The 20,465-nt window shown below is 42.0% G+C and carries 20 protein-coding genes; 7 read left to right on the top strand and 13 right to left on the bottom strand.

Annotated features, from left to right (window positions below; translation table 11 throughout):
* Positions 1-18 precede the first annotated feature (18 nt).
* The 5 genes from P3B99_008760 to P3B99_008740 form a co-directional block, all read right to left on the bottom strand.
* Positions 19-234 carry a DUF6140 family protein gene (locus tag P3B99_008760; protein WYJ07286.1) on the bottom strand — a complete coding sequence of 72 codons (216 nt, stop codon included), beginning with the start codon at positions 232-234 and terminating at the stop codon, positions 19-21.
* Positions 235-600: 366 nt separating this feature from the next.
* Positions 601-1,704, bottom strand: a complete 1,104-nt coding sequence (locus tag P3B99_008755; GenBank protein ID WYJ07285.1) for a hypothetical protein — start codon at positions 1,702-1,704, stop codon at positions 601-603.
* A gap of 37 nt (positions 1,705-1,741) precedes the next feature.
* Positions 1,742-2,395, bottom strand: a complete 654-nt coding sequence (locus P3B99_008750) for a DUF4163 domain-containing protein (GenBank protein ID WYJ07284.1) — start codon at positions 2,393-2,395, stop codon at positions 1,742-1,744.
* Entirely contained in the window at positions 2,392-2,907 is a 516-nt protein-coding gene (locus P3B99_008745; GenBank protein ID WYJ07283.1) for a 3'-5' exonuclease, read from the bottom strand. Before P3B99_008745 ends, P3B99_008750 begins: the two co-directional genes overlap by 4 nt.
* Entirely contained in the window at positions 2,900-3,898 is a 999-nt protein-coding gene (locus P3B99_008740) for a WYL domain-containing protein (protein WYJ07282.1), read from the bottom strand. Before P3B99_008740 ends, P3B99_008745 begins: the two co-directional genes overlap by 8 nt.
* Before the next feature lie 148 nt (positions 3,899-4,046).
* On the opposite strand from P3B99_008740, the gene P3B99_008735 reads away from it, so the two are divergent.
* From P3B99_008735 to P3B99_008710, 6 genes are all read left to right on the top strand, one after another.
* On the top strand, positions 4,047-5,285 hold the full coding sequence (locus tag P3B99_008735) for a hypothetical protein (protein WYJ07281.1): 1,239 nt from the start codon (positions 4,047-4,049) through the stop codon (positions 5,283-5,285).
* Positions 5,272-5,763, top strand: coding sequence for a hypothetical protein (locus P3B99_008730; protein ID WYJ07280.1), 492 nt, complete (start codon positions 5,272-5,274; stop codon positions 5,761-5,763). Before P3B99_008735 ends, P3B99_008730 begins: the two co-directional genes overlap by 14 nt.
* A gap of 56 nt (positions 5,764-5,819) precedes the next feature.
* On the top strand, positions 5,820-6,551 hold the full coding sequence (locus tag P3B99_008725) for a hypothetical protein (protein WYJ07279.1): 732 nt from the start codon (positions 5,820-5,822) through the stop codon (positions 6,549-6,551).
* 12 nt (positions 6,552-6,563) lie between these two features.
* Positions 6,564-7,058, top strand: coding sequence for a hypothetical protein (locus tag P3B99_008720; GenBank protein ID WYJ07278.1), 495 nt, complete (start codon positions 6,564-6,566; stop codon positions 7,056-7,058).
* A gap of 67 nt (positions 7,059-7,125) precedes the next feature.
* A complete protein-coding gene (locus P3B99_008715) occupies positions 7,126-9,342 on the top strand; it encodes an ATP-binding protein (GenBank protein ID WYJ07277.1) in 2,217 nt (738 codons plus the stop codon).
* A 151-nt stretch (positions 9,343-9,493) separates the two neighbouring features.
* Positions 9,494-10,435: a transposase gene (locus tag P3B99_008710; protein WYJ07276.1), complete on the top strand. Its 942-nt coding sequence runs from the start codon at positions 9,494-9,496 to the stop codon at positions 10,433-10,435.
* 350 nt (positions 10,436-10,785) lie between these two features.
* On the opposite strand, the gene P3B99_008705 is transcribed toward P3B99_008710, so the two are convergent.
* Both P3B99_008705 and P3B99_008700 read right to left on the bottom strand, forming a co-directional pair.
* Positions 10,786-11,895, bottom strand: a complete 1,110-nt coding sequence (locus P3B99_008705) for a Fic family protein (protein ID WYJ07275.1) — start codon at positions 11,893-11,895, stop codon at positions 10,786-10,788.
* Positions 11,896-12,044: 149 nt separating this feature from the next.
* Positions 12,045-13,571, bottom strand: coding sequence for an ATP-binding protein (locus tag P3B99_008700; GenBank protein ID WYJ08447.1), 1,527 nt, complete (start codon positions 13,569-13,571; stop codon positions 12,045-12,047).
* A 217-nt stretch (positions 13,572-13,788) separates the two neighbouring features.
* Here P3B99_008700 and P3B99_008695 point away from each other — a divergent pair, with 217 nt between their 5' ends.
* A complete protein-coding gene (locus P3B99_008695; GenBank protein WYJ07274.1) occupies positions 13,789-15,015 on the top strand; it encodes an MspI family type II restriction endonuclease in 1,227 nt (408 codons plus the stop codon).
* Here P3B99_008695 and dcm read toward each other — a convergent pair.
* The 6 genes from dcm to P3B99_008665 form a co-directional block, all read right to left on the bottom strand.
* Positions 15,012-16,160, bottom strand: coding sequence for a DNA (cytosine-5-)-methyltransferase (dcm, locus tag P3B99_008690; protein ID WYJ07273.1), 1,149 nt, complete (start codon positions 16,158-16,160; stop codon positions 15,012-15,014). The two genes, P3B99_008695 and dcm, sit on opposite strands and share 4 nt — an antisense overlap.
* Before the next feature lie 96 nt (positions 16,161-16,256).
* Positions 16,257-16,463 carry a hypothetical protein gene (locus P3B99_008685; protein ID WYJ07272.1) on the bottom strand — a complete coding sequence of 69 codons (207 nt, stop codon included), beginning with the start codon at positions 16,461-16,463 and terminating at the stop codon, positions 16,257-16,259.
* Positions 16,460-16,927, bottom strand: a complete 468-nt coding sequence (locus P3B99_008680) for a hypothetical protein (protein WYJ07271.1) — start codon at positions 16,925-16,927, stop codon at positions 16,460-16,462. Before P3B99_008680 ends, P3B99_008685 begins: the two co-directional genes overlap by 4 nt.
* A gap of 2 nt (positions 16,928-16,929) precedes the next feature.
* Positions 16,930-17,190 (bottom strand): hypothetical protein, encoded by a 261-nt coding sequence (locus P3B99_008675; GenBank protein WYJ07270.1) that lies wholly within the window; start codon positions 17,188-17,190, stop codon positions 16,930-16,932.
* Between the two features lies 1 nt (position 17,191).
* Complete coding sequence (locus tag P3B99_008670) at positions 17,192-19,405, bottom strand: hypothetical protein (GenBank protein ID WYJ07269.1); 2,214 nt, start codon at positions 19,403-19,405, stop codon at positions 17,192-17,194.
* 24 nt (positions 19,406-19,429) lie between these two features.
* On the bottom strand, positions 19,430-20,032 hold the full coding sequence (locus P3B99_008665; protein ID WYJ07268.1) for a tyrosine-type recombinase/integrase: 603 nt from the start codon (positions 20,030-20,032) through the stop codon (positions 19,430-19,432).
* Between the last annotated feature and the right edge of the window lie 433 nt (positions 20,033-20,465).

The following is a 20,465-nucleotide window of genomic DNA, read 5'->3' as shown; positions in this document are numbered from 1 at the left end:
ATTCCGCCGCTTCGTTATTTAGTTTTGCTTTTCTATGTCAAAGTACGCAATGCTAAGCGCGCCTGCCTTTTTTAAATCTATGCCATAGATTCGGATGAAAGCCTGACGAGTTGCTTCACCGTTATTATACGATATCGGGTGGTACATCGACGAGACCTGCACACTCATTCCGCGTTCGAGTCTAAGACCGTTTATGTTTCTTGTTGCTTTTACCGTAACAGTCCAAAGTGCCATAATTATCCTTTCTGTTAATTTTGTTTGGCGACGTCTATTTTAATCACCAGCGCGACATTTTACGTCGCACAAAAAATTAATTAAACATTTCGTCGCGCGGCCAAACCGACCAAATGAGCGCTACAATCCAAAAGATACCCAAGAACCCGAATATATTTAAAATAAAAATCACCCACCTGTAAGTGTGCCTGCGCCAAAACGCAATAATCACAGGCAAAAAATAAACAAATGCCGCCAATAATATAACAACTAAAAGCACCAAAATTTCCATACCCAAATCATAAGCGAAACTCGCGACATTATATGTCGCGAGCTATTATATACTAATTTTTATCTTTCAAATATTATGCAAACAAAACTTTAAGTTTATTCGTACTTATATGAAAAATTCGGATTCACAAAAACTGTAGCTATTGTTTCGGCTAAACTATGATCATTTTTATCTTTCGCACGGCGATACGCTGTTCCTATAATTCTAGCCCGTTTTGAATTCACGACATATTGAGTACCCCTATTCGTTGTATATCCGCAGTAGTTTAGAAGCTCTGCCAACCCGTTATATGACATATAAATGTTATGCGATTGTAGATATTTCGCCAGTGCAAAAATAAATTCATATTTATCCGCAGTTTTGGCTAAATTTTCTTTATATTTTTTAAAATATTCAACTTTTGCAGAAGTATTCGCTGAAATTACTGAATCTTTTTTGATAACATCCATTTTATCCTTCAAAAAATTACAAAAGTTACTTACAGTCATCTCGCTTGCAGTCAAACGCATACGATTTGGATGGCAAAGTTTAATGATATGTACATTTTTATCGTTCAAAATATAGTGCTCATAAAATGAATTCCCCTCGATTTTTTGGATGTTAACACCTTCAAAGTAGTCAGAAGGAATATTCTTGTGCAGTATTACAACAACATCAGGATCCAATGTCGTTAAAATATGTTTAAAGCCGTAGAAGACTCGTCCTGCATTTCTTATTTTTTCCCATAGAACACCATCTACACCTCGATGTTTTGCTGTGCTTTCATAATATTCTATGGGTTGGCAATTTGCCCATGCGAACGATTCCAAGAGGTCTTTATATTTATCCTGTTTGATGAGAGTCCAATTTTCTGGTTGTAAATCGTTCTTGATTGCAAAAAACATCATTATAAAACCAAAAAACTTATATCTTGTAGAACCCCAATTCCTAAAATCAAGCTTTTGGAATGAATTTAACTCTGACTTTACTTTGGAAAGCGGGTTGTTTTTTTCCGCTTTGATAAACAATCTTAGATCGCCATAGTTTTTTGTATCCCGACCAACAAAAACTATTCTTTGCTGAGATGAAAAATATCTTTTCCCAAAATAACTAAGAAATGGCTCTGGCATTCCTTGAATTTCAGGTAATTCAAGTTTGTCCATTTCTTCAATAAACTTTTTAATTAAAGGCTTGTAATGCTCTAAATATATATTTTCCATAGCAGTCAAAATCATAATAATTTAGATTGTTATCATTTTAGAATATAATGTCAATTACCGTGTTGGCGATATCACTAATACGACCATATTCAACTAGAATCGGGGCGGTGGAACAAGCGCCGCAGGCTACGGAATATTTTTTGAAGAAGATTTCCAGACCGTCTTTTCTGAGGACGAATCCGTCTATGGCGTTGAGCAGGTCGGTGTTTGTTTTGATATCGTCGAGTGCAAGCATCTTACCGTATTTCTGTTTCAGTTTCGACAGGACGAGTTTTACAAATTCGTCCGTCTTGTTTACGTCGATTACATTGAAGAGCGAGAGTCTTGTTATTGTGCCATCATCGTTGAACACGATATTAAAGCCTTCCGACATTGAGTCGCCGTGTGCACCGCCTGTATAGGTATGATAGTCGTTTCTTGCGGAAAAGAATTTGGGGGTATTTACATAAACTTTTGTTTCGGCGGAAACTTCGTATTGAATATGTGCGGCTTCGGGGTCGCGTTTAGCTTCGGCAGCTTCGGCGGCAATTTCCGTTTTCAATTCGGCGAACTTCTTGCGCAGCATTTCGTTTATTGTCTGATGTGCCGCAGAATCTTCTTTGAATGCAAAAATTTTATCGGTGATTGTGCAGTTGCTTTTTGTGCAAGCGCAGAGCGTCAGAGCCAAAATTATGTAGGTCAGAATTTTCATAGATAGTCCTTTATTTTTATTGCTATTTGTGCGCAGGCGACGGCGTCGGAAAGCGCGTTATGGTGGTTAAGTTCAAGATTGAAGTAGTCGCAAACAACGTCCAGAGTTGTTCTTTCGGGACGCAGGGAAGCTGGTAAAGTCGAAAAATATCGTTTTGCGCCGCAACAGGTGCAACGAAATTCATAGTTGTCGTAGGGCATATTGTATGCGGCGAAAACTTGACGCAAGCACGACTCATCGAAAGTTGCAAAATGCGCTACAAGCAGCGCATTCCCCAGCCTATCAGAAATTTTAGACCACACTTCGGGGAAAGTTGCGGCGGAATCGGTATCGTTTCGCGTAAGTCCGTGAATGCGGGTGAGGGTGTAGTAATTCGGCGTCGGCCGGATAAGGCTATAAAAAGTATCCGCAACTTCGCCGTCCCGCACAAATACTGCGCCAACACTGCAAACGCTCGCCCTATTCCCGTTCGCGGTTTCAAAATCGATGGCGGTAAAATTCAAATTATCCATAATTTTCCACAACTTTTTTTGCGTCATTTAACAAATCTTCGCGAATGGATTTTGGAGAGAGAACCGTTATGTCTGAACCTTGCGAACGAATCCAAAACATCAACTGCCACGAATTTTTAATTGTAGCCGACAACTGCCACTTGCCGTCCACAAAGCGCAGTTTTTGATCTTTTACGATCTCGCATTCGTCGAGATACATTGCAAGCGTTTCGGAGACGTTTGCTTTAAGCTTTACAACTTCGCCCTGTCCGAACTGCATTACACCGCTTTCGATGTATTTGTCGAGCGAAAACCCTTTCGGGCGAATGGCGGAAGTCTTCAAAATTTCAACCGACCGCAACCGTTGAATCGCAAATTGGACGGGATTTTCGTAGCCGTCGATGACGGCTATCAGATATCCACGCGCGCCACGCTGAACTATTGCAAGAGGGTTTAACGTATATGTTTTTGTCTTCTTCCACATTGGGTCGTAGGCGACTTTTATCTGCCTGCCGCCAACAAGTGCCGTTTGCAGAGTTTCGAGAATAGAATTTTTCACGAACGGCTGCGTTGTGGGCAGAGAATCGGGAATATAGCGAACTTTACTGCTCCACTTGCTGATGGGTAAAGAATCAAGCGCGGCAAGTTTTTTGCGCGCCGATTCAAACCGCGGTTCGAGAGTTTTTAACATCGAGACTGGCAGAACGCTTTTCAGAATGTCTTCGGCAAGCGTAAGCGATACGGCTTCGGAAACTTCAACTCCGCCGAACTCGCAACCGATGTCGCGTATCCAATACCAGCCGAACGGAGGAACGGAATCGGTTGCAGCGATGGGGAATATCAGGGAGAGGTCGCGCAGGTCGCGCTCCACCGTCCGCTTTGAGACGTCAATACCCGCGTAGGAAAGTTTGGACACAAGCTCGGCGGCGGTAATTCCTGGAGCTTTTTTGGGTATCATTTTCAGCATTTCCCACTGTCGGGCGATTGTGTTATTGTTGTTGCTCTTTGGCATAACATTTCCTTTCGATTTTTAATGAAAACAATTTAGCAGGCGATTGCGACAAAATACGTCGCACTATTTTGAATTTATCGTGAAAATGCCACTTTGCGTCATATTTCGTCGCGCTGAAATGTATAATCGAGCCAAAAAAAGGAGATATATGTCCGCAGAAGAATACGAAAAAGAAATCGAAAGACTTTTTGATTTTAACGGCGTCGATGCTCTTATTGAGCATCAAAATCTAACACAGTACTTTTATGCATGGGATTTATTGAGCACGCAAGACTGGATTCGCCTTATTAAATCAAACCCCGTGTTTTTGAGAAAAGCCGCGCGATTTTTGCGCGGACAAATTGCAATTTTGGCTTGCTTCCCAAATAGGCGCGACCTGTGCAACAAAATTGACGAGTTTTCACAGTATGATTTTGCCGAGTTATTTGTTTTAAGAAAAGGCAAGATGACAAACTTTCCCGAACGGGATTTTTCAAAGCTCGATTCGTACTCGTGGTTAATGATTTTGGATTTTTCAAAAGAATACGAAAATATCGCAAAGAATTATTTTGCGGGACGTATCGCCTTACTGTATCTCGGCATAATTCCGCAAAAATGCTTTAATGAATACGAATTGCTTAGCATCGAAAACTGGCGGTTTCTGCTAAGGCGCAACGAAAAGTTTTCGCAAGCATCAAAGTTCCCAAATGGGAAAATCGCGCTTTTTTCGAAGGGCATGGCCGATTTAAAATCAATAGACTTCTCGCAACTTAGTGGGGAGAACTGGACGTTTCTATTAAAACAAAGAGTTTTGGACGGGATAATGGATGATACGTTAATCGAACATTCAAAGGAAATTCATCAAATAGCATGTGATTTTTCGTATTGGAAAAAACTAAGCCGGCAAAATTGGCAGGACATTCTTCGATATGCAAAAAGCTATGATGTGAGAGCCGCTGCATGTTCGCGCAAAATATTTAAATACTTTTCTTCTGCCGAATGGGTAGAGTTGTTGTTGGTCAACAAAAATTTTGAACTCCAATTCCTTTCGAATTCCGATTGGACAAGTTTAGACAAAACCGATTGGAATAGACTACTTGGCACGGATTCTTATTTTGAAAAGTATTACAAAACATTCGGACAGGATTCGCCTTGTCGAAGCAAAGTCTGCAACACCACAAAATACGATTTTATTGAGATTGACGAATGGCTTACCTCCAATACGTTCGACGATGTAAATGACCCCGAACAGTGGATTACTTTGCTAAAAAGCGCAGAATATCCTGCTTATTTGGACGATTGTATAGAACACAAATGCTGGGATAAGCTCCCGCAAGAATTACAAGAAAGATTTGTAAGAGTTTATCCCCACATTATAGAAAGTATTAAAAACCATGAAAATATTTAATTGTAGCCGAAGATACGTTGAAACGCACAAGTCCGAGCTTGAAGCCGACGATTCATTATTTGTTGTAAGCATAAACGACTTTTGCAAAAACGATGACGGTAAGGTAAAAAATTTGTGTTGCCCTCCGATTTCACCGAAACACGGAATTGTTTTGTTTTTTGACGACGCAACCCCCGCAGACATTGGGCTCAAAGGCATCACAAAAGTTTTTGACCGCAAAATGGCATACTTTATTTTGGAAAGCATTGAAGAAGCGTTAAAAAACACGGAAATCACACACATTCTCGTTCATTGTTCGGCGGGAATCAGCCGAAGCGCGGCAGTAAGCCGCATCTTAAACGACTTCATAAATTCAGTGCTGTCCGAAAATGAGACAGATTGGGAGTATAACGACAAACACGGCTTCGAACTTCCACCTACCCCCAATCCCCACATACTCGCAACAATGCGAAACGTTTTGTATGACGAGTTTTTGTAATCATACATAAGCGAATGCGACGTATTCTGTCGCTGAATTTTTGTATATAAATTAACATGAAAGACGAAAATCAAAATTTTGAACCTGAAAAAGCTATAACTATTCCGATTGGCAAAAACTGCACGGGCGAAACCGTTTTCAAAGACTTGTTTTCGCTCGGGAATATTCTGATTGGAGGCGACAACCGCTTTTTGACAAAATACGTTTCAAGTCTAATTACATCGCTTTCGGAGCGTTATTCCGACGAGGAATTGGAGATAATTTTAAATTCAAATGAGAGAAAAATCTTTTCGCGTTTTAAGGGGAATTGCCATTTTTGGGGAGGAAAAGTAAAAACCAGAACTCCCGAAATTCTCGATGTAGCAGAAGTTCTTTACAGAATTTACCGCGAAAGATACAAACTCTTGGAGAGCTTCGGCGGTTCGTTTTTTGAATACAACAAAATTGCGAAGAGAAAATTACCCGTCATTGTTTCCATTACCTCCGATTACTCAAAATTGCTTGGACGAAAAGGGAACCACTTTTTCTTTCACCAACTTATAAACAAGGCTTTATACTCAAAAGGAACGGGAGTATTTTTGATTGTTGCAACGTCGAATTATTCCATCGAGCCGTCGTGTATTCGCGACGGATGGAACGCATATTTCCCTACTCGTCTTGAATTTTACCAACGCATTTACAATGCATCTAAAAGTGTGTTGCAAAATATGAAAGATCAAATTCGTCCGCTAAAAGATGATGTCATTCTCCAAACGAAGGACGATTTACAGAAATTTCGCATTTTGTAGGAGGTAAATATCATGAAAAATAAAATCACGGAAAATTTACATAATAGAAAAATACGGCTGAATAAAAAGTTTGAATTTTCCGAAGAAAACATAGCCAAAATAAAGCGGGTTAATTCTATTCTGCTTAGAAAATCACACGAACTTTTTGATAGATTGTGTAAAGGAAAATGTTGGTTGAATCATTTGACAAATATAAGCGTAATAGAAGGGAATTACTCGCTAGAAGGAGCAATTAAAATAAACTTTCCACCCGAAGTTGCCGAACATCAAACTCCGTATATGATTTCGGTCGATCCCGATCCCCGAAATCCCACAGATCGAATTTCAACCCTTTTGGAAGACGAAAATTGGGACATTGAAATCTTCGAGCCGTTGAAAAAATACAGTATTCACATCTGCTATGCCACCCATTGGTTCTTTTGCGACGGACTCTTTGCATTACAAGACATGATAAAGCTAAAAGAAAAGAACATTGAATTTCAGATGGAAAAACTACTTATCGAATAAACCGAAATTGTGCGACATATTTTGTCGTGCAATTTTTTTATAGTCTTTGTCTTGAAAGGAAAAATTTATGGGCACAGACATTCTTATTGCGAAATCTGATTCGGACGGTTATCTTAACTGCGGACATATATTCGACGAAGACAGAATTTGCGCGCTCTACGCATACAAAATAATAAAGGCAAATTTCCTAAATAGGCATCCGCAATGTGAATCAAATTACATGGATATGCTGGTTGATTTGTTTCAAAAAATCGGAGTAGATTTGTTGGCGTCGTGCCATAAATACATACTTGAATATGAGAAACGTAATTTTTCGAGCGAAAAAGTCAAATCATTGGATGTCGATTATAATGATTGGCGCATTTTTAGTTGGAATCATTCGCATACAATCGGCATATCAAGCTCGGAATTATTCAAGATTCTACTCCCCAATATTACAGAGATGGTTCTGAAAAATTTAAACAAAAATTTGGACCTCGAAAATTTCGATTACATGTCGGAGCAAGTTCAACTAACAAAAAGTTTCTTCGAGTTAACCGAGACGGAGGCAAAACTCATAGTCTTTTTTATGGTGAAATCGATATGGACACCGTTGGAGGAAATGTTGGGCAGGTTAGACGGACGCGGAAGGGCATATCTCATATCGGCTTTGCTTGACGTTGAAATATGCGAGTATACAACATTGATTTCATCGTCGTCGTCTTTGAGAAAATTCGGCATTATAAATCAAAAGCTGAAAGTTTCGGAAGATATTTCGGATTACATACAAGGACTTACAAAAGAATTCATCCCCAATGTCATAACTGCGGAAGAAAACGCCGCCACGTTCGACATTTCGAGCTTTGACGTTCCGGCGCTCTCCAAGAAAATCATATTGGAATTGTTAAAATCCGAAGCACCATGCAAGATTTTATTATACGGCAAGGCGGGAAGCGGAAAAACCGAATTTGCAAAAACACTTATTACCGCCTGCGGAAAAGAAATTGCCGTTCCGATTTTCAATAAAGACAACGAGGACGAAAATAAATTCAACAAATGCGCGATGGCCGAGTTTATTTCAAACAAAACTGGAAAAGTTGCGCTTATCGACGAATGCGACAATATAATTTCGTCGAACTTCGGATTTTTACACCGCAAAAATACCGACAAAGGCGACATCAACAAAAGACTCGACTCGATGAAAGGAAAAAGCATTTGGATTACAAATTCCATTGAATCAATAGAAGAGTCTACTCTGCGCAGGTTTACGTTCAGCATAGAATTTGACGGCCTTTCAAAAATCCAAAAAATAAATTCGCTTAAAACCGCTCTGAATGCCACCACATTTTCCGACAAAATCGATGCGGAAGAATTATTCAACCGCCTTGATAAATATCAATTATCCACAGCGGGCATCGCTTTGTCTGTAAATTCGGCTAATACCGTCGTTAAAGATTCTTCGACCGAAGAGTTTTTAGATGCGGCCGAGGCTTTTGCAAAAGCTCAAAGCGTTTTAATAAACGGGAAGTCGCCGAAAAAATTTTCGCGATATAAGCCCGACTGCCATTTCGACGCCGACATAATCAACATGGACACTTCCTACGACACTTTGATGAAAATTTTGTCGAATTACAGCAAAAAGCAGGAAGAAGGCGTGGTAAATTGTCCGCTTAACATGATTTTTGCGGGCGTCCCCGGAAGCGGCAAGACGGAATTGGCTAAACATATTGCGCAAAAACTGGGCAAGAAAATAATCCTGAAAAACATGTCTGACATGCAGTCAATGTATGTCGGCGAGACTGAAAAAAACATAGCCAAAGCCTTTGCCCAAGCGGAACGGGAGAAGGCAATTCTTGTAATCGACGAAGCTGATTCGCTTTTTATAGACAGGTTGACCGCAAGCAGAAATTGGGAAATTTCGCAAACAAACGAAATGCTAGCGCAGATGGAAAATTTCAGAGGCATTTTTATTTGCTCCACAAACATTTTGGAGAACATCGACACCGCAGCAATGCGCAGATTCCAAAAGAAAATAACATTCGGATACCTCGGTAAAGATGCGAGAGAAAAGCTGTTCAAGAGCTATTTTTTTGATACTATAAAAGGATTGTCCGAGGAAACCATTTGCGAATTGGAGAAACTAAACAATCTGACGGCGGGAGATTTCAAAAATGTCTTTCAGCAAATTCAGTTTGCCGATACCGTCTACGACGAGCGCGACATTCTTGAACTTTTAAAGCGCGAGACCGAATTCAAAAGAGACCGTTCAACAAATAGCAACAATAGAATCGGATTTTGCGTTTAACGGCATTTTACAACAAACATCGGCGGCAAAGGGGACTTTGCCGCTTTTTGTTTTTATAGGGTGCGCCCGAATGGGCGCGGGACGTGCTACGCACGTATCAAGGGATTCTGTGTTTTGACGGAAATTTTATCCGCAGAACACATGCCCTTGTATGAAGAAAAATTCACTCAGACTGGAGTACCGCGACGGGCGCAAATCGCCTTATTTGGTGTTTTATCCCGACGCGGGCAAAATAAAATCAAGGTCGTTTACGACCCAAAGCGAAGCAAAATCTTTTATGTTTTCGCTTAGGAGCGAGTATTCGCTCCCAGAGGATATGACAATTCCAAGCGGCGTTCGTTTGGCCGTCTTAAAACTCAACACGGAATGCCACAAGCGCGGGCTGTCCACCGAGATTGTCATCAACGACGCCATCAGGCGCGTCGAGTTAAATTCATACAACAAGGTTGTATTGGTGCAAGACTGCGCGCGCAACTTTATGGCGCACAGTCAGCGCATAAATCTCCGCGATAAAACGCTCAAAGAATACGACCCTCTCAACGTCAAAGGTAGTGGGATGAGGGTAGAAGAAGTAGAAAAAAAGGGAGGCAAAGAGGACGGAAGTCCTACAATGCCTCTGATGTTGTTTAGTTTTTATAGAGTAATACGAAGTTGGCGAAAAGGTCGAGACTTTTTTGCGAGGTTGGAATACAAACAAGACGGTATACCGTCTTGTCGCGGTTGCGGGCATAAGAAGGTTGTATTTTACGACCATTATTACAGGAAGGCGAAAGTAGCGTCGATAGACGGGCGGATATGCGAACTACTGAACAGGAAACATCAAACGGCAAAGGAATGTAAGAGAAATATAAGAGAACTGAAAACAATGATGAAACAGATGAAATACGAAGCGACGCAAGAGTTTGAGAGGCTCGCAGAAACCATAAGCGACTGGTTTGCGCCGATAATCCGAATGTGGAGATTTACAAAAAACAACGGGATAACGGAAGGCTTCCACAGGAAAATGAAACTAATACAACGAATGGCTTACGGTTATAAAAACTTCCAAAATTACAGATTGAGGGTCTTGGTTCTATGCGGCGTCTTTCATTGAAATCCACTCTCTTTGGTGTTGACCCAAAACTACCAACAAAACGCCAATTTTGGTGGTTTTCGGGTGGGCGGGCGTTCCGCCGCAAGTGGCTTAAATACTGGCTTTGCGCGGCATCGTATCCCCGCAAGCCGCGTGGATACTGGGTTTGGCGCGAAATTTAGAAACAAAAAAAGCAGCAAGTCTTTGAACTTGCGGCTTTTAAAGTGGCGGGATGGACGAGGTGCCGCCGTAGTTGCGTAAGTATATTGATTATCAGAATATATTTTCGATGGCGTCGTGTAGTTGCTAATTTTTTATCGTTTGCACCGCAGGTTTTGCGGAGAATTGAGGTTTTGCGTAGCTATGAGAGACTATTCATTGGGATATATTTTGTTTCGATTTATAACGTAGTGCGTCGAACGCCCTACGCCCTCTTTCAAAAGGACGCCTTTTGCGATGAGGTCGTTGATTTCGCGCGAGGCGGTGTCTTGCGAGCAGTCGCGGATATTCGCCCAGCGCGATGAAGTCATTTTACCGTCAAAGCCGTCGAGTAATCTATTTATGAGCTTTCGTTGTCCTGCGCTTATATCGACATCTACAAGATTCTGCCAGAATCGGGCTTTAAACACAAGCCTTTCGCTCATCTTGTCGGCATCGGAAATTGCATCGAAAATTGTATCGAAAAACCAAATTAGCCAGCCCGTTATATCGAGACTGGCTTTTTGCGTGTGCTCAATTATGTCGTAGTAATTTCGCCTGTTTAGCTCTATTTGCTTCGACATACTGTAAAAGCGCAGCTGCGACTTTTCGCACCTTGCAAGCATATACTCCGTAATTGCGCGTGTTATGCGCCCGTTGCCGTCTTCAAACGGGTGCAAGCTTACAAACCACAGGTGCGCGATTGCCGCCGCGGTTAAGTCGGGCTTTACCGAATATGTCCAGCGCAGAAATTTTGCGACTTCGTCGGGAATTACTTCCGCTTTCGGAGCTTCGTAGTGAATTGCCTTGCGGCTGCCGCGCTCCGAAACAACCTGCATTCGCCCGAATTTATCCGAGCGGAATTTGCCGACTTCTATTTCGGACATACCGCTCCAACCGGTCGGAAACAACGCCGCGTGCCACGAAAAAAGCCGTTCCTGCGTAAGTGGTCGGTCGTAGTTGTCGATGGCGTCCATCATCATGCGCACTACTCCATCTACGTAGCGGCTTGGTTCGGTAGAAGATTTGTAGCTTATGTTGAGCCTGCGCGCAACCGATGAGCGAACCTGTTCGAGATTGAGACTCGCGCCCTCGATTTCGGAAGATTTTATGATTTCGTCGGAAACGCTGCTTAATACCTGTTCGTTTTTCACGTCGAAACCAAGCGCGCCCATTTTGCCAAGCAACTTGCCCTGCGCAAATACAGCCCGCGAAAGCGCAGACTGAATATCCGCCGCATTCCAAATAAACTTAGGCCAACCTTTGCACTCGTAAATATACATACCCAACACTTCCTTTGTCGACGCCATCAAAACACACTTTGCGGAGAAAAACAAGCATTATCTCCGCAAAACACGCGGAGATAATAAAAGTGTAACGTAATGTTAGAAAATATAGAAAGGCAACTTATATAGCCCGTTATGCCATTTATCTATGGTTGCCGCTTTTTCTCCATTATGAATTTTCTCATCGCTATAATTGAATCTTTCAATTCAGATTCTGTGTATCTTTTATTCTCTTTGTTTTCAGGATGATGTATCTGGTGCCTTATATATTCCGATTTAGAGACATTCCATTTTTTATTTTCACCTCTTATGTATTCTATTTTTTCTTGAGTATCTTCATATTCTTTAAGCAAGTTCATTTCATCTAAGTGGGAATAGAGCTCGTCATGATATTCTGGCGAAACTTCTTCAAATGCGGAAAAGGCAATTTCATTTAATGAAACATACGGTAATTGACCTAATTCTACGCCAGTTATGCTGCGTTGATTTCCATCGTCTTTTATTAATCTTATATTTTCAAAGTCCAATTCTTTTACAATATTTGAGCTATGTGTAGTTATTAAAATCTGGGTGTTAGGCATTTGGCTTAATTCCAATAGGGCTTTTATCAAAATCTTCTGATGATTCGTATGTTGTGACGTCTCTGGTTCTTCTATTGCATACACAATGTTGGCTTTGTCGGATTCTTCTCGTCTTCTTTCTGCCTCAGCTCTAAAAAAATTCAATAGAATTAATCTTTTTACTCCGCTACCCCTTTTATTTATAGGAATATCGTTATCACTTGTAATTGAGACCCCTTTAAAGACTTCGGGCCACTTTAACATTTCAACAGAAGGAATCCTTGGGGATAAGCTGTTTGCTATGTTAGGATTCATTTCTTTAATCTTTTCAAGTGTTCGAGTCGAAACATCTTTCAGTTTTTCATATACTTCAGAAGCAATGGAATCTAATTGTTGCTTTAAGTTAGGTGTATTTAGTATTTGTTTTACCGCTTCTTTTAACGGATCTTGGACTTCACTATCTCCGTCGCTGTTTTTTCTGTCTGATTGAAACAACGAATAGAAGGGCATGTATTTATTAATTTGTTCCCAAATTGATTTTACATCTCCTTTTGATACATCAATCATTGAATCGGCTATATTTAGGTCGTTGGAGAAATGATCCCATATAGCCTTTCTAATAGTTGCATTTTTCGTTTTGTCAGCGCACTCTATTTCGTGTTTTTCTAATATATTCTTAAGGTCTTTATTTGTTTTTGCATGCAAATCATTACATTCTAAATTTTGAGGATGCATTGCTCTTATATAGACTTTTGCTTTTCCCCCATTGGGGTAAATTTTTACGATTTCTAAATCGCCTTCGTCATTAAGTAAATATTCGTCTCTTAATGTTGTTTTATTTGTCGAATCTATAATAATCGAGTCTGGCAAGTCCGTAAAAACAATTGAAATTTCGATATTACTTTCTCCGTCATCTCTTGCCCCTATATTTAAATCATCCGATTCGATTTTGATAATACCCTTTCCGTCGTTAAAGAATATATCTAAGGCTTCTAACACAGTAGATTTGCCTGAATCGTTTTTGCCGACGAAAGCTGTTAGTTCTTTAACGTTTATGGAAGTAGAATTTCGATATCCTCTAAAATTCTTTATTTTTATGGTTTTTATCTTCATGTTTTGTAAGGTTGTTATGAATTTTTCTCCTTCCATATAATTCAAAAGGATAAAATAGTGCAACTTAAAAATATCATAGCACTGTCTTATATTCAGTACACAAGCCCAAAAAAGCGTGAGATTTAATTTTTCTTTGTAAATTAAGTTTTGAACCTTGCATTTTTACAAAATCATAGAAGAATGAATAAAAAATTTCAACCAACCGATAGAGGGCAAGATGTCTAAAGCAAACATATTATCCAACAAGGAAAAAAGCATACATGGATACGAAAACCAAGAAAGCTTAACAGGGATACTTTCTTCGCTTTTAGGGCAAGGATACATTTCCGACTTTCAACAGAAATTCAGGATAGGACATCCTACGGCATCAAATACCGCTCAATTCTACGCTCCATTCATGATTCAATTTATGGATAGGTCCAGATGGGTGATATTTTCAACCACATCGATGCGGACAGATCGAATAAAAGGACAACAGTGGGATGCCTACAATCTGAAATCTTTGGATACGACCGTCACAAAAGCTATACTTGCCTATTCTCCCGAGAGCGACGATGTAGAAAATTTCAAAAGACAAGATGATAAGTATACAACAGGCAAGGAAATTAGTGCCATTGATAGAATTATCGATTTCGATGAATTGGTAAAAGAAATCAAGGAAGAAGCATTAGTTTCTCTTGAAGATGAGGTAGATATTACATCAAGCACACCAAATGCGAAAGTTGGTAAGATTTGGGATAAAAAAGGAAAGAGCTTTGAAAGATATATAGCCGAAATATTGCAGGACAGACAGTTTTTTGCATTTTGGAAAAAAGGAAAGTTTCCCGCCAAAAACAAGGAGTTTATGCATTTTAAGAAGTTGGTAGATGCTTTTGATTTAGATGCTGCCAATGTCATAAAAATTGAAACGACTGCTGACAAAAAAGAAATTGGATATTTGCCTTCAGGAGGTTCGCCAAAAACTGACGTTATAGCCGATATTACTCTTTCGGATGGGAAAACGCTTCAACTTACAATCAGCTGTAAACGTTCAAAATGCGACACTGTAAGTATACATCAATACACAGCAGATACATTTGCTGATGTTTTGGCTCCAAACAATGCAAAGTTACGAAAACTGCTTAACGATTTTCAGTATTTTGGGAATGTAAAAGATTTACCGCCAGAAACTGAAAAAGACCTAAAAAACGAACTAAATCCATTGTTGCGCAATCTTTCAATGTGGGTAGTGGGAGGATTTGGGGCTGAAGTCAATAATAAATCCCAATTCGCAAAATATATTGTATCATACCAGACGACCAAAGATTGCTTCTCTGCGCATAAAGTAGAAGATTATTGTAACTTAATCTCTACCAAAAAAGGAACATTCGGAACGCCTTTTAACTGGACATACGCGTCGAAGCAACGCGGGAAATCTATACAGTTAAAAGCTCCCGTTCTCTAACGAGTCAGGATCGACATCATTTTTTTCGCAATTTCGGCTACAACGGGGATTGCTACCGAATTTCCGAATTGGTGATACATTTGCGTCCGAGAAACAGGGATTTTAAAATCCATAGGAAACCCCATTATTGCCTTACACTCTTTTTCCGTCAACAGTCTTAATCCTGTTTTCCCGCCTCTAACAAATGTTCCTGTTATACGTTGGATTTTGTGGTATGAAGCACAGAGGGTTTTTACTGGAAAATTTGAGTTTTCATCGACGATTTCAGGATGCCCATCGTCTTTTTTAAAAATATAACTTTCTTGTAATCTCTTGGATATGGAAGGACCTTCGGCATCCTTTTCTATAAAAGGTCCTATACCTACAATTTTCCCTCGCCCTTTTGGGAATACAAAATTTGTTTTTAATGATTTTTTAAATCCTACAAAATAAAGACGTTTTCTCACTTGAGGAAGTCCAAAGTCAGCACTGTTTAAAACGGAAGTCTTTACATCATACCCCAAATCATCCAATGTTTCCATGATGATTGAAAACGTTCTCCCATTGTCATGGGTTAAAAGTCCCGGCACATTTTCCAACAAAAATGAAGTTGGAAATTTAACCCTCAAAATTTCAGCTATGTGGAAGAATAAGGTACCTTGCGTTTTATGATTAAAGCCCTCTCTTTTCCCTATCATACTAAACGGTTGACAGGGAAATCCTCCTGTCAAAATATCGAAATCAGGAATGGAATCAGGCGCAATTTTTGTTATATCACCGAAAGGTTTCTCATGAAAATTTGCTTCGTATGTTTTTTTTGCATTCTCATCCCACTCCGATGAAAAAACACAATTGGCTCCATTCTGTTCAAATGCTAATCTTATCCCACCTATACCTGCGAATAAATCTATAAATTTAAACATATCGGTATTCTTATGGCGGTATTTTAAAACTTTTTCGGGAACATCTGGCTTGAATTCAACAATGTCAGAAATATCGCACTCCAAAACTTCGCATATTTTTCGAAGAACCCCCATTGAAACATCCTCGTTATGCCCCAATTTTGCAATAGAACGAGAACTAATGCGTGTCATCTTTTGAAGAGAGGTTTTATTTATATCTTTCCCCTCCAACAGGCAAAAAAGCTTATCGTATGATGTTTGCATAGTAACTCCTTTATTTGACACATACTGCATATATTGTTAAAAAAGTCAAAACATTATCTTTAACAAAGTAAAGATTTTTCCGTATGAGACTTTTGTTTAAATCAGAATCTTCAGAACGGCGCAGAGGATGGCGAGGAGGATACCCACTTGCCAGACGGCGATTTTCTTGAAGGTCTCGATTTCGGTTTTTAGTTCGATTAATTCCGCTTTCAGTCCCTTATGTCCGTTGCCGTAGACTGTGTGTTCGAGTGTTTCCAAGCGTTTTACGATGTGCTCGATTTCCTTTTCAAAGACTTCGTTCATTTGCCGAGTGTAAACGCCTTTCTCGTTATGCCCGCTCCTATGTATGCGGAAATTAAATTTGCCATAAGTTCCTTCCAGACATCAGCCAAGTAGAAGCCGTTTATGTAGGCGACGGCGAACGTTTCCTTTTCCGGAAAAAGTCCCCAGAGCCAGCCTCCCGATTGTTTGACGGTTTCGACGGCTATCGGAATGTCCCCGAAAAATGCGAAGATAAACGGGCATACCGCCAGCACGAAGAACGCCATAAAAAGCATAATTCGCCTAACTACAACGCCCTTGTCGCCGCTTCTTGCAAACGCCGAATCGTGAACCGCCGAGTCCGAAGACTGTTGCTTTTGCAAAGTTTCCAGAACCGCCGTAAACTTTTGGTTGTTCAATGCGGAAAGCTGCCCGAGTATCGTGACAACCATTGTCGCAATCGCGCCCAGAACTCCGCTGTCCCATAATGATGATATTGCTTCCATTTCTACTCCATTCCTTGCGCCTTGCGGCGTTTGAGCTCTTCGGATTTCCAAGATTTCAGGACATCGGCTTCCAATGCGGAATCGTTGGCGGGAAGCCCATCGATGTTCTTCGGAAGTGAAAACGTCTGCGAGTGCATAATGTTTGAATCGCCGTCGAGTGCTTGGCAGATGTAGCGGTTGCCGCAAAAGCCCAGAACGCCGACAATTTGTGCGAAGTCGTTTGCGTCTTCGCCGAGAGTGATTTTTGTGATATATTTACCCATATTAACTTACCTTTGTGAAAATTAAATCTACCGAGCCGCCGCAGTTGCACGCATACATCGGCGCGACTTCCAGCGAATAGTAGAGTTCGGGAAGTCCGCGCTTGGGGTATATGTAATAAGGCCTGTTTGCGGGAATTGCGGGAAGCTGTTCCTCGCAAACCGTGTCGTCGTTTGTCCTGAGGCGGAAGACGTTCTTCAGGATTTCCTCTTCGGCACTCGAAGTGTCGGGCAGCTCCGAATCGAAGCGCAGGACAATCTGCGAAAGCTCCAAGCCCGTCGGGAAGCCCTCCGCGTAAAGATACGTCGTGCTCGAAAACGACGAAACCACAATGTGCTTTGTATAACTTCCGTTTCCCTCGAACGGCAGCGACCACCCGTAAAACGCCAAGTCCCTGCTCGACGCGCCGTGGTTCTTCCAAAATCCCGAATTCCCCGCGCCGTAGAAAAATCCCTCGAAGCCCTGCAAGCACGAGCAGGTAATCGAATGCAGATAAACCGCGTCGGTCGATTCCTCCTCGAGCTTGAAGTAGGAGCTTGTGCCCTTATACAAGTAGAGCTTGAACGAACCCGACCATTTGAGTGTGAGCGTCATTTCCACGGTTTGCCACTCGTCCTTTGGCAGAATCACGCCCGACTTGTCGATGTTGTCGGTCTTTGAAACTATCGTCCCCGCGCTTGTGGAAGCAATGCTTCCGAGCCTCAGCTGGACTTTCGTGATGTTCGGGTTTGTTGTCGGCAGGTAAATCGAGAACCTGATTTTGTGCAGCATTCCGTTGCCGCTGAAATACTTTGAGGGAAGTTCGTATTCGTGCGAAGTGTTGTAGGTGTCGGGCACGAGCGAAATTTTCAGCGCGTTCTTCTTGCCGCCGATTTCCGCGCCGCCGACGCCCTTCGAATGCACGCTGTTGCGCGTAAACGAGCTTGCGAACGTGCTTCTGAAATAGTGATAGCGCGAGTTCAGAATGCCCTTCGGCGGGAAATTGCCGTTAGCGAAGTCTTCAATCGAGTAGTTTATTTTCGCGGTCTTGCCTTCGCTTGCGGTAAGCGGCAACAGGAGCGAATTGGAATACGCCATAACCTGCTTCAAGCCTTTCCAGCCCAAGAACGAAGACGCGCCCGTTATGGAAAGTTCGTCGGGAATCGTGCCCGAGGAAACAAGTTCTATGCCCTTGTATAGCTTGAAATTCCTGCCGTCTACGGTTAGTGCGATTTTGTCGCCGTATTCGATTGCCTTTGAAATCGCCGCCGTCTTCTCGACAGTTTCAGTTCCGCCGCTTTCGCTTTCCCGATAGATGTAGCCGAGTTTAAGCATATTGCCGTCTGCGGAAATTTCGGGCGTGAACATTCCGCTGTCTGCGTATGAAACGGCGTAAAGTTGCGTATAATAGGCTGTCGGTTCGGGCAAATAAATCGTAAGAAATGTCGAGCAATTTCCCGACACGAAATCATCGCCGAGTGTTGCGCCGTATTCCGATGGAACGGACAATGAAGTGTCCGACCAGATTCCGCACTTCATATACTTGAACAGGTCGCGCCTCTGCGGAACATCGAGATTTGTTCTGGCTGCTGATTTGTCGGCAACATCTGCAAGGTTGGAAGCCTTTTTGAGGTTCTTTGCCTCCTGCGCGTCGATTTGCGATTTGTTGTAAACTTCGCCTTTTGCGTAGACATCGAGGTTCTTCCTTGAAGCCGACTTGTCAGCCAAGTCCGAAAGATTGGCGGATTTCTTCGAGAAGACGGTGTCGGTGTAAACTTTGTCGTAGAACTGCTCCTGAAGTTCGACTGCGGGCGCGTTTTCGATGAGGTCGTTCTTTACGCGGCAGGCGGTCTGCAAAATCGTAACGATTCTGCCCGTAGTGTCGAAATATTCCACCTCCAAAAAAGCGGTAATGTATTCGCTCTCCTGAACGGCGTTTTCGATTGCCGTGGTGTTCAGCGGCAATACCACTTCCGCACCGCCGTTCGGATTCAACGCGTAGCCTGCCACATAAGTGAGTGATTTCGGATAGCCTTTGAAACGCGCAATCGCAACCCGCAAAAAATCCGTGCCGACAACAAGCGGCTTTACTTGATAGAGCGATTCTCCGCCTTTTTGCAGGAGGAAGATTTCGAGCGGCTCGTTGTCGCCCTGCATAAATACGGGCGCGGGCACACTCCTGTCGGAAGTCAAACTCTGGACAAGCTTCTTGTTCTCAACGTCTATAAAAAGAGTCATACAAGAAGCAGACTTGTCAAATTATCAGTTGAAAAAGCTTTTTGCCTCGGCGCGGGAAATACCGTGCATATTGATGTAGCGGGAGCGCAGTAGCGATTGGTCGCGGTGTCCCATGTTCAGTTGAAGGCGCGGCAAGTCGGCGTAGTTTTTTGCGTGAAAGCTTGCGTAGGTATGGCGCAAAACGTCCTGAACCCAACGCCCGCGAAAGCCCGAATTGTCACGGATTTTGCGCCAGCGGCGTTGCCAGTCTGTCGGGCAGATATGGGAAGTGTTTTCGGATTTATTGACAATCAAAAGCCTGTTCAAAACGGGAGGGATTTCCACTTGGCGGACGCCGCCTGTTTTCGAGCACTGCGAACGAACTGTGATTGTTTTTTCTTCGGTGTCAATGTCTCGCCAAGTAAGGCGTCGGACTTCTCGCGGACGGATTCCAGTATAGACCAAAAGCGCGGCGACAACAGCATATACGGGGCTTTCGCGTTGCGCGTTTTTGATTAACCGCTTTGTTTCGGCAAGTTTCAACGGCTGGATTTCCTTTTCGACGACTTTACGGCGTTCGATTCGCTTTATCGGGTTTTTGTCGCACCACTCGCGGCGGCGGGCGAATTCAAACAATCCGTGCAACATAGTCCTCGCTTTGTTGAATTGACTATCCGTATGAAACGCAGCGTTCAGCCATTCCTCGCATTCCGTTACGCTAAGCTCTGAAAAATTACGTTTGCCAAACTCGGGGGTTATCCGCAAAAGCCTATTCCCAATACAGCGAATGTCCCGTATCGAATCTGGACGCAAATGTTGCTTGCTCTTTAAATATAGAGCAAATCCGTCGGCGAGGGACATTTCCTTTGTGCGGATATGTCGTAACCCTACTTCAATGACTTTTGCGCAAAATTGGAGGTCGGTAAGGGCGAAGTTTTTCGGTTTTGCGTCCAAAATGTTTTTTGCGATTCTTGCCGCGTCCAAAACGGAAACGTCAGTCCCCGTCAAAATCCTTTTAGCTGAAATGTATTCCGTGTTCATCGTATTAAGAATACGATTGTCAATTTTTATTTTTCAAACA

The sequence above is a fragment of the Opitutia bacterium KCR 482 genome (genome assembly GCA_029269845.2).
Classification (GTDB): Bacteria; Verrucomicrobiota; Verrucomicrobiia; order Opitutales; family Intestinicryptomonadaceae; genus Merdousia.
Note: the sequence above shows the minus strand (reverse complement) of the source record. Positions and strands in the feature narration are given on the sequence as shown.

Excerpts from the sequence above, each read along its gene's own strand:
- P3B99_008760 (WYJ07286.1), bottom strand. The coding sequence starts at position 234 with ATGGCACTTTGGACTGTTACGGTAAAAGCAACAAGAAACATAAACGGT.
- P3B99_008755 (WYJ07285.1), bottom strand. The coding sequence starts at position 1,704 with ATGGAAAATATATATTTAGAGCATTACAAGCCTTTAATTAAAAAGTTT.
- P3B99_008750 (WYJ07284.1), bottom strand. The coding sequence starts at position 2,395 with ATGAAAATTCTGACCTACATAATTTTGGCTCTGACGCTCTGCGCTTGC.
- P3B99_008745 (WYJ07283.1), bottom strand. The coding sequence starts at position 2,907 with ATGGATAATTTGAATTTTACCGCCATCGATTTTGAAACCGCGAACGGG.
- P3B99_008740 (WYJ07282.1), bottom strand. The coding sequence starts at position 3,898 with ATGCCAAAGAGCAACAACAATAACACAATCGCCCGACAGTGGGAAATG.
- P3B99_008735 (WYJ07281.1), top strand. The coding sequence starts at position 4,047 with ATGTCCGCAGAAGAATACGAAAAAGAAATCGAAAGACTTTTTGATTTT.
- P3B99_008730 (WYJ07280.1), top strand. The coding sequence starts at position 5,272 with ATGAAAATATTTAATTGTAGCCGAAGATACGTTGAAACGCACAAGTCC.
- P3B99_008725 (WYJ07279.1), top strand. The coding sequence starts at position 5,820 with ATGAAAGACGAAAATCAAAATTTTGAACCTGAAAAAGCTATAACTATT.
- P3B99_008720 (WYJ07278.1), top strand. The coding sequence starts at position 6,564 with ATGAAAAATAAAATCACGGAAAATTTACATAATAGAAAAATACGGCTG.
- P3B99_008715 (WYJ07277.1), top strand. The coding sequence starts at position 7,126 with ATGGGCACAGACATTCTTATTGCGAAATCTGATTCGGACGGTTATCTT.
- P3B99_008710 (WYJ07276.1), top strand. The coding sequence starts at position 9,494 with ATGAAGAAAAATTCACTCAGACTGGAGTACCGCGACGGGCGCAAATCG.
- P3B99_008705 (WYJ07275.1), bottom strand. The coding sequence starts at position 11,895 with ATGTATATTTACGAGTGCAAAGGTTGGCCTAAGTTTATTTGGAATGCG.
- P3B99_008700 (WYJ08447.1), bottom strand. The coding sequence starts at position 13,571 with ATGAAGATAAAAACCATAAAAATAAAGAATTTTAGAGGATATCGAAAT.
- P3B99_008695 (WYJ07274.1), top strand. The coding sequence starts at position 13,789 with ATGTCTAAAGCAAACATATTATCCAACAAGGAAAAAAGCATACATGGA.
- dcm (WYJ07273.1), bottom strand. The coding sequence starts at position 16,160 with ATGCAAACATCATACGATAAGCTTTTTTGCCTGTTGGAGGGGAAAGAT.
- P3B99_008685 (WYJ07272.1), bottom strand. The coding sequence starts at position 16,463 with ATGAACGAAGTCTTTGAAAAGGAAATCGAGCACATCGTAAAACGCTTG.
- P3B99_008680 (WYJ07271.1), bottom strand. The coding sequence starts at position 16,927 with ATGGAAGCAATATCATCATTATGGGACAGCGGAGTTCTGGGCGCGATT.
- P3B99_008675 (WYJ07270.1), bottom strand. The coding sequence starts at position 17,190 with ATGGGTAAATATATCACAAAAATCACTCTCGGCGAAGACGCAAACGAC.
- P3B99_008670 (WYJ07269.1), bottom strand. The coding sequence starts at position 19,405 with ATGACTCTTTTTATAGACGTTGAGAACAAGAAGCTTGTCCAGAGTTTG.
- P3B99_008665 (WYJ07268.1), bottom strand. The coding sequence starts at position 20,032 with ATGTTGCACGGATTGTTTGAATTCGCCCGCCGCCGCGAGTGGTGCGAC.